The organism is Actinomyces sp. HMSC065F12 (genome assembly GCF_001814535.1).
Taxonomy (GTDB): domain Bacteria; phylum Actinomycetota; class Actinomycetes; order Actinomycetales; family Actinomycetaceae; genus Pauljensenia; species Pauljensenia radingae_A.
The window spans coordinates 100935-115665 of record NZ_KV817030.1 but is presented as its reverse complement, the minus strand read 5'-3'; the positions used below and the strand labels follow the sequence as shown (position 1 = coordinate 115665).

Genomic DNA, 14731 nt, shown 5'->3' with positions numbered 1-14731 from the left:
CTTTCGGCCACTAGGTCAAAAGACCTACATTATTATGCAGTCACTCTTCGAGCTTGTCGACCAGTGCATCTATTGCTTCCTGTGCCTGCGGTCCTGTGGCACGCAGCTGCACAATGTCACCCTGACGCACTCCCAGCGCCATCACTTCCAACGCTGACCCTGCATCGGCTCCGTTCACGAATACTTCTGCATCGAATGAGCCAGCTAAGCGAGCCAACAATGCAGCCGGACGCGCATGGAGCCCTACCGGGTCGGCCACTCGCGCAGTTGCCGTCACAACGTGGTCAGCGGTGTCTTCGTTTTCGTGAATCACGACGCGTCCCACCGGGGAGGCGGCAGAACGCGGCGTGTCAGGAGCGCCAGCCCGTTCAGCTGCGGCGCGCACCTCACTGCGACTACTGCCTGATTGCGCACTGATCGCAGCAGCAATGGTGCCTTCAACGAGTGGAGCATGCGCGTGTTCCAACGCCTCGAAGTCTTCCATTTCCTGGACGGATTCCACGGTCAGATCTGCTGAGCCCATGTCGGTCAGACACACGACGCCTGCACCGTCATGGCCGGTCTCGATTGCTCCGAGTGCGCGGGTAATCGCAGAGGCAACCTTGTCGTAGGAGGTGCCCAGCGAGCCGTCCTGCATTCCCCCCGCGCATTCGATGTGCACGTCGGGTGCCATCTGCTCTGCTACTTCCCGCACGCCCCTCGCCAGGAGGTCACTGTGGGACACGATTACGAGGGCGACTTTTGAGCTCATCGGTTATCCACCGACTTTGCGCCCTTAGCCGCAGCTCGGATAATCATCGCTGAGGAGGCGGCTCCAGGATCGCGGTGGCCTGCTGAGCGCGGCCCCAGATATGATGCGCGCCCCTTCGTGGCCTGCATGTCGATCGTGGCTTCAACGCCTTCTTCGGCAGCGCGCGCGGCGGCCTCGAGAATCTCGCAGATCGGGCGCTCCGCTTTGGCAGCTTCATGAGCGGCGCGAGCGGCCGGTGCCCACGCATCGACCATCGTCTTTTCGCCTTCTTCTGCCTTGCCTCGGGCCTGGATGCCTTCCAATGCTGCGTCGAACATGGCCACCACGTCCCGGGTGGAGATTTCCTGTCCTGTCAGTGCCTGTGATGCGCGCAGGAACGCTGTGCCGTACAGTGGGCCGGCAGCTCCGCCAACCGTGGACATCAGGGTCTTCGCAACTGTTTTGAGCAGGGCCGCTGCAGCTTCGTGCGCATGGTCATCGGACTCCATCGCGTCGCGAACGGCACTGAAACCGCGATCCATATTCTCACCGTGGTCGCCATCCCCGATGTGTCGATCCAGGTCAATCAGATATTCTCTGTTGTCTGCGATCGTGTGCACAGCAGTCATCATCCATTCGCGGATCCACTGCTCGTTTAGCGTCTCACTCATCTATGCTCCTGATGTCATTTCCAGGCCGGCGTGCATACGGGAGCATCGAAAAGCTCCACGATGTCGTTGTCCGCCCGTAATAGGGTAACTGAAACACCCGGCATTTCCAGTGACGTCACGTAGTCACCCACCAGGCTGCGTGCCAGCTTGATTCCGTCACGCTGCAGCAATTCGGCCACGTGACGGTACACAATGTACAGCTCACTGAGTGGGGTTCCACCCATGCCGTTGACCAGCGCGATCACGGATTCGTCTGCTTCGAGGGCCAATTCAAAGCGAACCTTTTCGTAGAGCTCTTCAGTCAGCGTGTCCGCAGTTTCCATCTGGCCGCGCCGATATCCGGGTTCGCCGTGGATTCCGATCCCCAGTTCAATCTCGTTGTCACCCAGTTCAAAGGACGGGCGTCCTGCATGTGGCACGGTGCAGGGCCCCAGTGCCAATCCCATCGATCGGACGTTGTCGATCACGTGCTGAGCGATGCGGGTGACAGTATGCAGATCGTCTCCGCGTTCGGCTGCTGCGCCAGCGATTTTCTCCACTAAAACCGTGCCTGCCACGCCCCGTCGTCCGGCTGTATAGAGCGAGTCCTCCACTGCGACATCATCATTGACGGTAACAGTGGCAACGTCGATGTCGTCCATCTGCACCAGTTCGGCAGCGGTTTCAAAGTTGAGCACATCGCCCGTGTAGTTCTTGACGATGAACAGCACGCCCGCCCCGCGTTCGACAGCCAGTGCTGCCTGCGCGATCGGGTCAGGTGTCGGTGACGTGAACACGGCACCGGGCACAGCGGCATCCAGCATGCCTTTCCCAACGTATCCCGCATGCAATGGTTCGTGGCCCGACCCACCACCGGAGACGATGGCAACCTTCCCCTGATCTTTTGCGTGTGCGCGAATGATATAGGCTGGATTCGTATGGACGGTGACAAGGTCGGAGTACACGCCACCGAAGCCTTGCAGAGCCTGCTCAACTACTTGATGAACGTCGTTGACCAGTTTTTTCACCAGTGCCTCCTTGAACCAATCGGTCTCACATCCATGGTGCCATCCTTCAAGGATTCTGACCACGGAAATGGCGACATTCGTGGAAGTCAGCGGCCGTTAGCCTGGGAGATGATCTGTGTGGCCTGCCCTGCCAGTACAATCGAACCGAACACGATGACGGCCACATTTTCACCCGGCTCGGCGCGTGTTTCCACACGGGTGGCAGCTTCCGCTACTGCTTCGGCGATGTCAGGGATCCGGCTCACCCTCGTGTCATCAAAGACATCCTCAGCAATGGCCTGCACGTCGTCCAGTTCCATTGCCCGCACAGAATCCATCTGAGTGACGATCAGTTCGTCCATCACGGGTTCAACTTCGCCCAGCATTGTGTCCACGTCCTTATCCGACATCGCGGCGAAGACACCAACCACGTGAGCCAGACCAAGATCCTCGATGGCGGCGCGAACGGTACGCGCACCTGCCGGGTTGTGGGCTCCATCCACGATGATCATGGGTGAGCGTCGCACGACCTGCAGCCTGCCCGGTGATGTCACTGCACCGAATGCCTGCTCGACCACCTGCGCGTCCAATGCGCGCTCACCGATGAACGCTTCCACACCTGTCAAAGCGGCCGCAGCATTGTGGGCCTGGTGTTCGCCATGAAGGGGAAGGAATATATCGGTGTACATCGCATGCGGAGTGCGCAGTGACATGAGCTGCCCGCCTACTGCCCTTTCACGGGCCACGACCTCAAAGTCTGTGCCCTCCGCCAGGAGGCGCGCACCCACCTGGTCGGCGCGCTCGCGCAGAATCTCGAGCACCTCGTCACGCTGGTGGGCAACAACAGTGATCTGGCCGGGTTTGATGATGCCGGCCTTTTCATGGGCAATGTCCGTGACCGTGTTGCCCAGCCACTTTTGGTGATCAACGTCGATCGGCATAATGACACCGACCTGACCGTCCACCACGTTGGTGGAATCCCACGTGCCTCCCATACCGACTTCCACCACAGCCGCGTCGACCGGATAGTCTGCGAATGCAGCCAACGCCATGACAGTGAAAACTTCGAAGAACGACAGTGTCGGGCCACCCTGCTCGATCGAGCTGTGGTCAACCATGTCGATATAGGGCTGCACATCGTGGTAGGCATCAATGAAGGCCCGGTGCGAGATGGGCTCACCGTCCAGGCAGATGCGTTCGCGAACGTCCAGCAGGTGCGGCGACGTGAAACGGCCCGTGCGCAGGCCCAGCGCTCCCAGCAGGGCATCCATCATGCGTGCAGTTGTCGTTTTGCCGTTCGTGCCCGTGATATGCACGCTCGGGTAAGACGTGTGGGGATCGCCCAGAATATCCATCACGCTCCGCACGCGCTCCAGGCTGGGTTGGACTTTGTGTTCCGGGGCGCGCGCCACAATTGATTCGTAGATGCGTGCCACTTCCGCGCGTTCCTGGGCAGCCTGCTGCGCGTCGTCGAGCATGCGTTCGTGATCTTCTTCGTCCGAGGGTGTCCCGTCCTCGTCCTCATCTGATTCGATTTCAGCCAGGATCGACGGATCGGGTCCGAGCAGGAGCGAATTCTCTACCAGTGCACGCAATGCCTCGGCTCGCTCCCGGTCTGCCCGATCCGCCGCTTCTTCGGCTTCCTGACGAGCCTGTTCGGCCTGACGGTCTGCCTCAGATGGCTCATCTGCAGCCTCAAGGTAGGGCAGCAAATCCGCAGGAATGCCGCTGGGTTCCTCGTCGGAGCTAAAGAAGGCGGGATGGTCACTCATGGAACAGGGTTCTCCTTCAGTTATCTGCGTGCACGCTGACGTGCGCTGCCAGCGTATCGCCTGGAACGATGGAAACGGACAGCGACAGTGTTTCGTGCGCGATCATGTCTCGATGCGTTTCCGCATCCGCCACGTGTTCCTCTGGCACGGTCAGCTCCAGGTCGATGCGGTCTGAAATATTCAGATCCTCTCGCTTGCGCTCGTCCTGTACGATGCGGATGACGTCGCGCGCGTATCCCTCGGCAGCAAGTTCGGCGGTGATGTCCGTGTCGAGGACGACCACTGTGCCGTCAGCCAGAACGGATGCAACCTCACCTTCTGATGCTTCGACGGTAGTCGACACAGAGAACTGTCCCTCGCCCAGTTGAACGGGCTGCCCGCCCACCTCGACGTTGGGGAACGTCACAGTCTGACCTGATTCGTCCAGCTCCCACTGCCCCTGCTTGTGGGCTGCGAAAAGCTGGGAGGTGACCTTACGGACCTCGGGGGCGAATTCGCGAGGATTCAATGCCAGTTGCGTCGTCACTTTCAGACCGGAGTGATCCGGATCCACTAAAGTGACGTTCTTGACGTTCACTTCACTGGCGATGAGGGAAGCGAAGGGTTCAAGGGAGGGCGCCGCCTCCGAGACGACGGAAAGCTGACGCAGAGGCTGGCGCACGCGCAGATTATGCGTCTTGCGCAATGCGTGAGCACCTGATACGGCCTGACGCACTGCATCCATCACGGCGACCAGTTCGTCGTTGCGCACTGCCTCGGGCATTGTCGGCCAGTCCTGCAAGTGGACCGATTCTCCACCTGTGAGTGCCCGCCAGATTTCCTCGGTCAGCAGGGGCAACAACGGGGCGGTAACCTCGCACAGGGTTACCAGGGCTGATGACAATGTGTCACATGCGCGCGCATCTTCATCCCAGAAGCGCTGACGCTGAGTGCGCACATACCAGTTCGTCAGAACATCCATATGATCCTGAACCAGTGAACACGCCGTGCCGATATCGTACGAATCCAAAGCGGTGCGAACAGCGTCAGCCAGTGACTGGGTGCGTGCAAGCAGGTAGCGATCCATGACGTCGAGGCCGTCAAGCACTTTCGGATCGTCCAAGGCCAGCGGCTCAGCCACATATCCATTGCCATGATCGGACGCACCTGCGTACAGGGCGAGGAAGTGGTAGGCATTCCACAGGGGAAGCAGGATCTGGCGCACCGTGTCGCGGATGCCACCCTCGTGAACAATGAGGTTACCGCCGCGCACAACCGGTGAGCTCATGAGGAACCACCGCATCGCGTCGGACCCGTACTCATCGAAGACGCGGTTGACGTCTGGGAAGTTGCGCAAGGACTTGCTCATCTTACGGCCATCGTCGCCCAGCACGATTCCGTGGGAGACGCAGTGCGTGAATGCGGGCCGGTCAAACAGTGCGGTGGCAAGAACATGAAGTGTGTAGAACCAGCCGCGGGTCTGCCCGATGTACTCGACAATAAAGTCGCCCGGGTAGTGGCTTTCGAACCAGTCGCGGTTTTCAAACGGGTAGTGCACCTGGGCGTACGGCATGGAGCCCGACTCGAACCAGCAGTCGAACACATCGCTGATGCGGTGCATTGTGGATGTGCCGGTCGGGTCGTCGGGGTTTGGTCGCGTCAGCGTGTCGATGAATGGGCGGTGCAGATCGGTGACCTCGACCCCAAAATCAGCTTCGAGGTCCGCAATCGAGCCGTAGACGTCAACGCGGGGGTATTCCGGATTATCTGAGACCCACACGGGGATCGGCGCACCCCAGAAGCGGTTACGCGAAATGGACCAGTCGCGGGCGCCGGCCAGCCAGTTTCCGAAGATCCCGTCCTTGGTGTGCTCAGGTACCCATGTGATCTGCTGGTTGAGCTCCTCCATTCGGTCACGGAAAGCACTGACCTTGACGAACCATGAACTGACCGCCTTGTAGATCAACGGTTTACGGCAGCGCCAGCAGTGTGGGTAGGAATGGGTGAATGAGGATTGACGCACCATCTTCGCACGCACCTCTTCAGGGCGACGTGCGATGGGCCCTGATTGTTCGCGCAGGTGAGCCAGCACGAGTTTGTTCGCGTCGAACACCTGCACGCCTTCGTAGTCGGGCACCTCGGAGGTGAAGCATCCTGCCTCATCGACAGGGACGACAGGCCTGATGCCGACTTCCTGACAGGCGATCATGTCGTCTTCACCAAATGCCGGTGCTGTGTGCACCAGGCCAGTGCCGTCCTCAGTGGTGACGAAGTCGCCAGCGATGATGGTCCATGCGTTCGGTCCGGGCGTCTGGCCTTCAGCGCGGCGTTCATCGGTATCGAAGTAGTCAAAAATCGGTGCATAGCGCCGTCCGACCAGCTCAGAGCCAGGATAGGTGGCTTCGATCGTCGGACCTTCGCCCAGTTCCTTGCTGTAGGACGCCAGCAAGTCATGCGCGATGATGACGCGTTCACCCGCCAGTTCGCCTTCCTGAGGAACGACCGTAACGTATTCGATGTCCGGCCCAACAGTGATGGCGAGATTGGAAGGCAGTGTCCACGGGGTTGTTGTCCAGATCAGGGCCAGCTCGCCGCTTTCCATGCGTAAGCCGACGGTGACTGACTGGTCGGTGCGGTCCTGATAGACGTCGTCATCCATCTTCAGTTCGTGGTTCGACAGCGGGGTGCGATCGTGCCAGCAGTACGGCAGCACGCGGTATCCCTCATATGCCAGACCCTTGTCATACAGCGTCTTGAACGCCCACAGCACCGATTCCATGTAGGTGATGTCAAGAGTCTTGTAGTCGTCGTCGAAGTCGACCCAGCGTGCCTGGCGCGTCACGTAGTCCTGCCATTCATCCGTGTAGCGCAGGACGGAGGATCGGCATTCAGCGTTGAACTTTTCGATGCCCAGTCCGCCTGGTTTGGTGATTTCGGAGACGTCGTCGATACCGAGCAGGCGCTGTGCTTCCAGTTCGGCGGGCAGGCCGTGTGTATCCCATCCGAAGCGTCGCTCCACTCGATGCCCCAGCATCGTCTGGTAGCGGCCGACGATGTCCTTGATGTAGCCGGTCAACAGGTGGCCGTAGTGTGGCAGGCCGTTGGCAAAGGGCGGACCATCATAGAAGACGAATTCATTGTCGCCGCGATTGCCCGCAGCACGCTCATTGACGGACTTGGCGAAAATATCGTGCTCATCCCAGTACTTGAGAGTCGCCTCTTCCATATCTGGGAAAGAGGGGTTACCGGTTGGATGGGTGTTCCCGTTCAGAGGGTAATGTCCCTGCGCCATGATGGTCCTCGTTTCGTCTCCTGCGTAGCAATACAGGGACGGATCCTGGCGTCGCCAGCTTCCGCGGTACCACCCCGTTTGACGCTCGCGCTCCGTTATCAGGATCCCCGAGCGACCACTCGTTTGGGGCTGTGTCGGGCCCACCCGTCCGGTTCTACTGAAGGCCGAAGCCTCGTTCTTCCAGAAGACTCCCCGCTGATATCCCGGAACTTCCGGGTCGGATCATCGTCACTGTCAATAGTAGCCGACTTGAGACCCACGGCTCATGCGCGTCCATGTGGCGTTTGCCCTAGTTCGACTCATCTGTTTCACGGGCGACAAGCGTGTTGCTGGCTTGGGCGCGCGGACGAATAATCATCGAATCGATGTTGACATGGGAGGGCCTGGTCAGGGTCCATACAATCGCATCTGCAATGTCAGCAGCTGTCAGTGGCTCCGCAACCCCCTCGTACACCGAATCGGCGGCTTCCTGTGACTCCAGGCGACGCAGGGAGAATTCCTCCGTTTTGACCATGCCAGGTGCGATCTCAATGATCCGTACCGGCTCGCCTACTAATTCAATGCGCAGAGTATTGGCAATGATACGTTCGGCGTGTTTGGCGGCCACATATCCTCCCCCGCCGGGATAGGTGTCATGGGCGGCTGTCGATGTCAGGAAGACGATGTCACCGCCGCGCTCACGCATCTGTGGCAGCAGTGCCCGGGTCAGTTGCAGCGTGGTCTTCACATTGATGTCGAACATGTGCTGCCACTTGTCCACAACGGCGTCAGCGATCGTTTCAATCCCTCTGGCCCCTCCAGCACAGTTGACGAGGGCATCCACCGCACCTTTCTCGTCAGCGAACCTGGCCAGAGCGTCAACCTGGCCTTCATCCACCAGGTCTGCAGCGAAGGGAATACATCCGCATTCGTGTGCAAGATCTTTCAGACGATCACCGCGTCTGGCAACAGCAATGATCTCCCAGTTACGGTCACGAAGCTGGCGAACTGTTTCCTGTCCGATGCCACTGGATGCGCCCGTCACGATCGCGCGTCGCGTGGGCTGGCCTGCAGATGGTGAAGTTGTCATAACTCCATTATGGTCTCTTCGGACACGGAAGGAGGTCCGATGGCATCGCGTCAATTCAGTGAGCGGACCACTGTGCGCGCCTGTTACACGGGGTACGTTGTTTAGGAGGTCATCAACAACCTGGCTCCCCTGCTCTTTGTCATCTTCAACGAGCAGCCCGATATTTCCGTCGCACAACTGGGAATCCTGTCATCGTTTAACTTCTGCATCCAATTGCTCATTGATTTCATCGCGATGTTCATCGTGGACAAGGTCGGCTACAGGCCGCCTAAGGTATGCGCCCACGCGGCAGCTACGGTCGGCCTTGTGCTACTGGCGGTACTCCCCCAGGTTGCGTCCGATCCGTACGACAGCTCTCATCTCGCTTATCGGCACGCAGTAGTAGTCACTGCTGCCACTGCTGTGGGCGGTCATTCCTGCCGTGAATCTTCTGCTCTTTCTGCGTGTCCCCTTGCCGCCCACTGTGGCCGACGACGATCGCACACCCGTGAAATCACTACTCGGGATGCCCGTTTTCCTCATTGCATTGGTGTTGATGATGATAGGCGGACCTGCTGAGCTGACGATGGTGCAGTGGTCTTCTTTCTTTGCCGAGCAAGGTGTCGGTGTGCCCAAAGGGACATTAGCCTCGTCCGGTTTCTTCGAGCCGGTCGCGCGGATTTTACCTGACGATGGCGGGTCAGGACTGCGTGCTGCCCTATTGATCAGCGCGGTCGTGCCACTGGTCTTTGCCCTGTGCGTCCCGCTGGTTGCGCCTCGTAGTTGGCCTGTTCATAGCGGCAGTGAGCTAGAATAGAGCCAACCTTCAAAGGGTCTTCCTGTAGCTCGCTATACTGAATAAGAATACTTTTTAGAATCAACGGGATAGGACGCTCCGTGAGTGCTTTATATCAACGGGTCTACGATGACATTCGGAACCGCATCGTCCGTGGTGATCTGAAGATCGGCTCACGCCTTCCCCGCGAGGCTCAGCTGCGCGAACACTATTCCGTCAGTTCCATCACCATTCGCCGCGCACTGGACATGCTGCGCGAGGACGGCTTCATCACGCGTCAGCCTCGCATCGGGACCACGGTCGTGTCGAATACTCCAACCCGTCCTCGCGAAGGGCAGAAAGAACCGCTGATCGGCCTGATTGTCACGAATTTCGACGAAGCGTTCGGTGCGCATATTCTGACCGGAGCATTTGAGGCGTCTTTTGGGACCGCGAATCTGATCGTCAAATTGACGCGAGGCGAAGCTGGCCGCGAAACCGAAGCGATTCAATCAGTGATCCGGGCCGGCGTGCAGGGCATTATCCTGATGCCGCTCATTTCCGAGATGATCAATCCGGTTGTCCTCAAGCTTATCGGAGAGCATTTCCCGTTAACGATCCTTGACCGCCATTACCAGACGATTCCGGTAGCTGCGGTGAGTTCGGACCACGAGGCAGGCGCTATTACTGCAACGGAGTATCTCTTTGATGCAGGTCACCGCCATGTTGCCATTATCGGTGCGCCGCGAACAGTTACATCCAATGCCGATCGCCACTCCGGCTGGGTTAAGGCACACGCACTGCGCCATATCAGCTTGGATCAGTCACTGTCCTATCACGAGATTCGTTCGACCACACCGGGCACGAACGTGTCGGTGGAAGACGATCAGGTCCAGCTGCGCGCCTTTATTGAGCAGCACCCGGAAGTCACTGCGTTCGTCGCGTGCGAATACAATATTGCGCTTATCCTGCGTGACACCCTCGACGACATGGGTCTGCGTATTCCCGAGGATAAGTCCATTATCTGCTTTGATCACCGTCCAGCGGGTTTCGACCACACGCTGTCACACTTCACGCATATGAAGCAGGAGCAGGAGGAACTGGGCCGACTGGCTGTTGAAACGACGATCCAGCAGATTCGCGAAGGTGCATCCACAGAGAAGATATCTTTACCGTTGACGCTGGTGGAAGGCGAGACAGTCGCTCACTTGAACGACTAATTCTCAACGCGGCAATTTTGCCGACGCCCTTGACATGCCGCAGGATCAGTGTCACTGTATATTGTACATATTTCGATCAATCATCATGATCTCCAAATACGCATTGATTCGAGGATGAACAATGAGAATACGCAAGATCGCCCGCTTCCTGACCGCACCGATTATCGCAGCGCTTCTCGCCGTTTTCTGCGTGAGTGCGCCTACGCAGGCTGCGCCGTCAATCCCCGACAAGGCCACGAAAATGTGGAACGCCTTTGTCGACAAATACTGGGATCCAGAAGCCCAATACTTCTATACCTATTCAGACCGCCACGTTCACGCCGGACACCATGCCGGCCCCAGGAACGGTCTGTACACCGATTACTGGTGGGAAGCTCAGCTGTGGAACACCGTGATGGATCGTTACGAGCGGGTGGGCGATGACCAGTCGCGACAGATGATTGATCAGGTCTTTGACGGCTGGCGAGCCTTCTACCCTGACTTTTCACGCAACGATTACAACGACGACATGGGCTGGTGGGCACAGGGTGCCCTCCGCGCATGGAAACTCACCGGTGATGACAAATATCTGACAGAAGCCGTATCGATCTTCGACTTCATCTCGCAGTTCGAAGATGACCATTTCGGAGGCGGCATCTGGTGGAAGAACACCAATGTCGGCAACCCCTACCGCAATGAGAAGAACGTTGCAACCAATGGAACTGCTGCCTGGATTGCAGCTGAACTGTACATGGCCACTGGTGACAGCGCGTACAAGGACACTGCACAGCGTCTGATCGCTTTCCTTGAAGAAATCTTCTTTAACGGCGGACACCTGAAAGACAACATCAAAGAGGACGGCGTCGTCAACTCCTGGGACTTCACCTACAACAACGGCGCTTTTGCTGGAGCGGCTACCCGCCTGTACCAGATCACCAATGATGAAAAATACCTCAACGAGGCTCGCGCAGCATTTGACTGGGCAATCGAGAATCTGACCATTGGCGGCATCTTCACCGGCGAGCGGGGCGGCGACGGCCAGGCGTTCAAGGCGATTTTCACCCGCCACCTGCGGGACTACATCAACGTCACCGGCGATGACTCCTATGAGGACTTCCTCAGTGTCAACGCCAGGGCCGCGGCTCAAAACACTGGCCTGAACTCGATCGGATGGACAGACTGGGCCTTCAAGGCTCCCCTGCTTACCACGGAAGCACGCGCGTCAGTGAGCGCCGCATCTGCAGTGTCCATCGTCCATCAAGCGCAACCTGGTTTCACTCACGTTCCGTTTCCTGAAGTCGGCACAGTTGAAATTGAAAACGGCGCCCACGATGGCATCGACACTGAGGCCAATGGTGAATACACAGGCCGCGCCTACCTGGCCGGATGGAACTCGGTCGACACATCAGCCACAGTTGCCTTCCAGTCGAAGTGGGGCGGACTGCACCGCCTGAATATTCGCTATGCAGCAGGAAATGGCGATGCTGCACGAGCTGTTCTGGTCAACGGTTTCCCCGCGGTCAGTGCACACATGCCTGCCACCGACGGATGGCAGGACTGGCAGACCGTCTCGATCCCCGTACTGCTGGTACCCGGGACAAATACTGTCGAGCTGAAGTTTGATCGGCTCGTTGCAACGAACTATGCCAACATCGACTCGATCACGATCGAGAAGAGCTAGTCAACGCAAAATTACGGCAGGCTGGTGACGGCGTTCTTCGCACGTCACTGGCCTGTCACCTTTCGTGAAGGGAGCGCGCAGCAGTGCTGTATCAACGCGTCTATGACGATCTACGGGCCGCAATTGAGAGCGGAGAGATTCCCATAGGTTCCACGCTTCCACGGGAATCGGTGCTGCGCGACAAGTACGAAGTTTCCTCCATTACGATTCGGCGCGCTCTGAGCATGCTTCGAGATGATGGCTTTGTTCGTCGGCGCCCACGCGTCGGCACGACGGTCATCGCACAGTCACCCCAGCAGGTCTCACCCGCCTCCAAAGATCCCGTCGTGGCTCTCATTATGACCAGCTTCAACGATGCGTTCGGCACCCGCATTGTCGAGGGTGTCCTCGACCGCGCTCAGGACCGTGCGCACATCATGTTGATGCGGACCGGAGGCGACACCAAGAAAGAGCGCGAGGCGATTAAACGCGCGCTGGGCACAGGAGCCCGTGGCCTGATCCTGCTGCCATCCAGCTCGCAGATGATTGATTCATCGGTACTCAAACTTGTCAGCGCCGAATATCCGCTGACCATCATCGACCGACGCTACGACTCGATCCCTGTAGCCGCAGTCACATCAGATCACATGAATGCCGGCATCCAGGCCACCACATGTCTGATTGAAGCCGGGCACCGCCACATAGCTCTCTTTGGTGCCAGCAGGTCACTGACCTCGAATGCCGACCGTCACCGCGGGTGGGTGGCTGCCCATGCCATCAACGATGTCGCTTTGGATGAATCGCTCGCATGCGATCAGATCACGTCCACGACGCCAGGCAACGCAGGAACACGGAAGGACGATATCAAGCGTATCGGGTCGTTCCTTCGCAACCACCCTGAAGTCACATCTGCGGTTGCATGTGAATTCGCTATCGCGGTGCTCCTTGAAGAAGCGTTAGCCAACCTCGGCAAGTCCATTCCCCGCGACCTGTCGCTCGTGTGCTTTGACGAGCAGCCTTTCGAAACTCTGGGCTCCACGCTACAGCTGACACACATTGCTCAGCAGCAAGAAGAGATCGGGGCGCGCGCCCTGGACGTGACGTTGCAGCAAATCGATAGCGGGGCAACTGCTGACAAGATTGTGCTCCCTACCACTCTCGTACCGGGCGACTCTGTTCGTCCGATCTAATTGAACCGGCGCCACGCACAAAACAAAGAAAAAGAAAGAGCCTCCGGAGCGAACTCCGGAGGCTCTTATCTTGTGACGTTTACTGACCGCCAGTTTCGATGAACTGGTTGACGCCGTCAACGTATTCGGACACTTCCTCAATTGGCTTTTCACCCTTGAGGATCGGTGTCCACACCTGTACTGCCAGGTCACCAGCCTGCGATGCCCACGTGGTTGTCAGGCGAACGCCTGTGGTGTTCTCAACGCCCAGTGAGTATTCCAGGGTGTCTGAGATCGTCGAGCCGGCAAGATCCTTGATCGAATCCAGATAGCCCTGACGTCCGGGCTCGTATGCCGGAGGTGCAACGGGTGTTTGTGCCATAACTTCCGGAATCACTTCAGTTTCGAGGAACTTGGCAACTTCCCAGGTATCATCAGCGTTGGCCGTGCTCTGAGGTGTGCACATGCCGATTGCATCGTAGAACGTGGCAGGAGTGGACTGGCTGGGTAGCGGCGCCCATCCCCACTCAAAGCCCTTCGCATCGTTACCGAATGACTGAGCCAACCATTGGCCGCTCGACATCATCGGCTGCGAGCCTGCAGCAAACAGTGAGGTGGAGTTGTCCAGGTTGAAGTCCGGAGGATTCACCAGGCCGTCTCCAATGGCCTTCACCAGCTTGTCGAGGCCCTCCATGAACTTGTCATCGGCCACGGCTTTCGTCGGATTGTTGACATCGTCAACAAACGGTTGGCCACCTGCTGACATCGCGTACTGTCCCATCGCGACCGGGCCACTCGTGCTGGTCAGGCCATCAAGGAGCAGCGGGTAGGTTGACCCGCCGGCACCCTTCAAAGCGGCGGCAGCTGAGTAGAGGTCATCCCACGTCCAGTCCTGCGTGGGCAGAGGAACGTTGTTTTCTTCAAACAGCGTCTGGTTGTACCAGATACCTGTGACGTTAATCAGTGAGGGCAGGCCGCCAATACCGTTCTCGGGAGTCTTCCACGTATCGAGGAAGCCCAGCTCACCTTCCTTAAAGTCGGACGCAATCTTGTCGGTCCAGTCTGTCAGGATTCCCATCTGGGTGTACTGCTGCTCAGTATCGTTACCGCACCAGAAGATATCGGGCAGTTTCTGGGCCTGAGCCAGTGAACCAAGTTTCTGCGAGTAGTCGCCGGAAGGTGCGTCAACACGGTTGATTGTGATGTCCGGGTTGTCCCACTTTTCTGCCACGATCTTGTCGAACAAGTTGTTGGTTTCGATGGATTCCCACGTCATGTAGTTGACGGTGCCTTCAGCTGATGCAGGCGGTTCACCGCTTTCGCCGGATTCACTGCCTCCTGAGCTGCAGGCAACCATGGTGAGTGGAAGAGCGATGGCTGTGCCGACAGCGGCCATCCTCCGTCCTGTGCGTCGGATTGTCATCGTCGACTCCTTTCATATTTCCTGTGA

General features: G+C 58.3%; 11 protein-coding genes. 4 read left to right on the top strand and 7 right to left on the bottom strand.

The genetic code is table 11. The features are described from left to right. Positions 1-40: 40 nt before the first annotated feature. From dhaM to HMPREF2975_RS09030, 6 genes are all read right to left on the bottom strand, one after another. Positions 41-751: a dihydroxyacetone kinase phosphoryl donor subunit DhaM gene (dhaM, locus tag HMPREF2975_RS09055; protein WP_070727199.1), complete on the bottom strand. Its 711-nt coding sequence runs from the start codon at positions 749-751 to the stop codon at positions 41-43. Continuing rightward, entirely contained in the window at positions 748-1401 is a 654-nt protein-coding gene (gene dhaL, locus HMPREF2975_RS09050) for a dihydroxyacetone kinase subunit DhaL (protein ID WP_070727197.1), read from the bottom strand. The genes dhaM and dhaL overlap by 4 nt, the downstream gene beginning before the upstream one ends. Positions 1402-1415: 14 nt before the next feature. Further along, positions 1416-2408, bottom strand: coding sequence for a dihydroxyacetone kinase subunit DhaK (gene dhaK / locus HMPREF2975_RS09045; protein ID WP_070727389.1), 993 nt, complete (start codon positions 2406-2408; stop codon positions 1416-1418). An 86-nt stretch (positions 2409-2494) separates the two neighbouring features. Beyond that, positions 2495-4159 (bottom strand): glutamate ligase domain-containing protein, encoded by a 1665-nt coding sequence (locus tag HMPREF2975_RS09040; protein WP_070727196.1) that lies wholly within the window; start codon positions 4157-4159, stop codon positions 2495-2497. A 16-nt stretch (positions 4160-4175) separates the two neighbouring features. Next, complete coding sequence (gene ileS, locus HMPREF2975_RS09035) at positions 4176-7430, bottom strand: isoleucine--tRNA ligase (RefSeq protein ID WP_070727194.1); 3255 nt, start codon at positions 7428-7430, stop codon at positions 4176-4178. A gap of 289 nt (positions 7431-7719) precedes the next feature. Beyond that, positions 7720-8499 (bottom strand): SDR family oxidoreductase, encoded by a 780-nt coding sequence (locus HMPREF2975_RS09030; RefSeq protein ID WP_070727192.1) that lies wholly within the window; start codon positions 8497-8499, stop codon positions 7720-7722. A gap of 487 nt (positions 8500-8986) precedes the next feature. Here HMPREF2975_RS09030 and HMPREF2975_RS09025 point away from each other — a divergent pair, with 487 nt between their 5' ends. The 4 genes from HMPREF2975_RS09025 (at position 8987) to HMPREF2975_RS09010 (ending at position 13302) form a co-directional block, all read left to right on the top strand. After that, entirely contained in the window at positions 8987-9295 is a 309-nt protein-coding gene (locus HMPREF2975_RS09025) for a hypothetical protein (RefSeq protein ID WP_141757399.1), read from the top strand. 80 nt (positions 9296-9375) lie between these two features. Continuing rightward, positions 9376-10473: a GntR family transcriptional regulator gene (locus HMPREF2975_RS09020; RefSeq protein ID WP_070727187.1), complete on the top strand. Its 1098-nt coding sequence runs from the start codon at positions 9376-9378 to the stop codon at positions 10471-10473. Between the two features lie 121 nt (positions 10474-10594). Continuing rightward, the gene (locus HMPREF2975_RS09015; protein WP_070727185.1) at positions 10595-12133 is read left to right on the top strand and encodes a glycoside hydrolase family 76 protein; all 1539 of its coding nucleotides are present in this window, start codon (positions 10595-10597) and stop codon (positions 12131-12133) included. Positions 12134-12216: 83 nt separating this feature from the next. Next, entirely contained in the window at positions 12217-13302 is a 1086-nt protein-coding gene (locus HMPREF2975_RS09010; RefSeq protein ID WP_083314505.1) for a substrate-binding domain-containing protein, read from the top strand. Between the two features lie 79 nt (positions 13303-13381). On the opposite strand, the gene HMPREF2975_RS09005 is transcribed toward HMPREF2975_RS09010, so the two are convergent. Continuing rightward, complete coding sequence (locus HMPREF2975_RS09005) at positions 13382-14704, bottom strand: ABC transporter substrate-binding protein (protein WP_083314504.1); 1323 nt, start codon at positions 14702-14704, stop codon at positions 13382-13384. Between the last annotated feature and the right edge of the window lie 27 nt (positions 14705-14731).

Excerpts from the sequence above, each read along its gene's own strand:
- dhaM (WP_070727199.1), bottom strand. The coding sequence starts at position 751 with ATGAGCTCAAAAGTCGCCCTCGTAATCGTGTCCCACAGTGACCTCCTG.
- dhaL (WP_070727197.1), bottom strand. The coding sequence starts at position 1,401 with ATGAGTGAGACGCTAAACGAGCAGTGGATCCGCGAATGGATGATGACT.
- HMPREF2975_RS09040 (WP_070727196.1), bottom strand. The coding sequence starts at position 4,159 with ATGAGTGACCATCCCGCCTTCTTTAGCTCCGACGAGGAACCCAGCGGC.
- ileS (WP_070727194.1), bottom strand. The coding sequence starts at position 7,430 with ATGGCGCAGGGACATTACCCTCTGAACGGGAACACCCATCCAACCGGT.
- HMPREF2975_RS09030 (WP_070727192.1), bottom strand. The coding sequence starts at position 8,499 with ATGACAACTTCACCATCTGCAGGCCAGCCCACGCGACGCGCGATCGTG.
- HMPREF2975_RS09015 (WP_070727185.1), top strand. The coding sequence starts at position 10,595 with ATGAGAATACGCAAGATCGCCCGCTTCCTGACCGCACCGATTATCGCA.
- HMPREF2975_RS09005 (WP_083314504.1), bottom strand. The coding sequence starts at position 14,704 with ATGACAATCCGACGCACAGGACGGAGGATGGCCGCTGTCGGCACAGCC.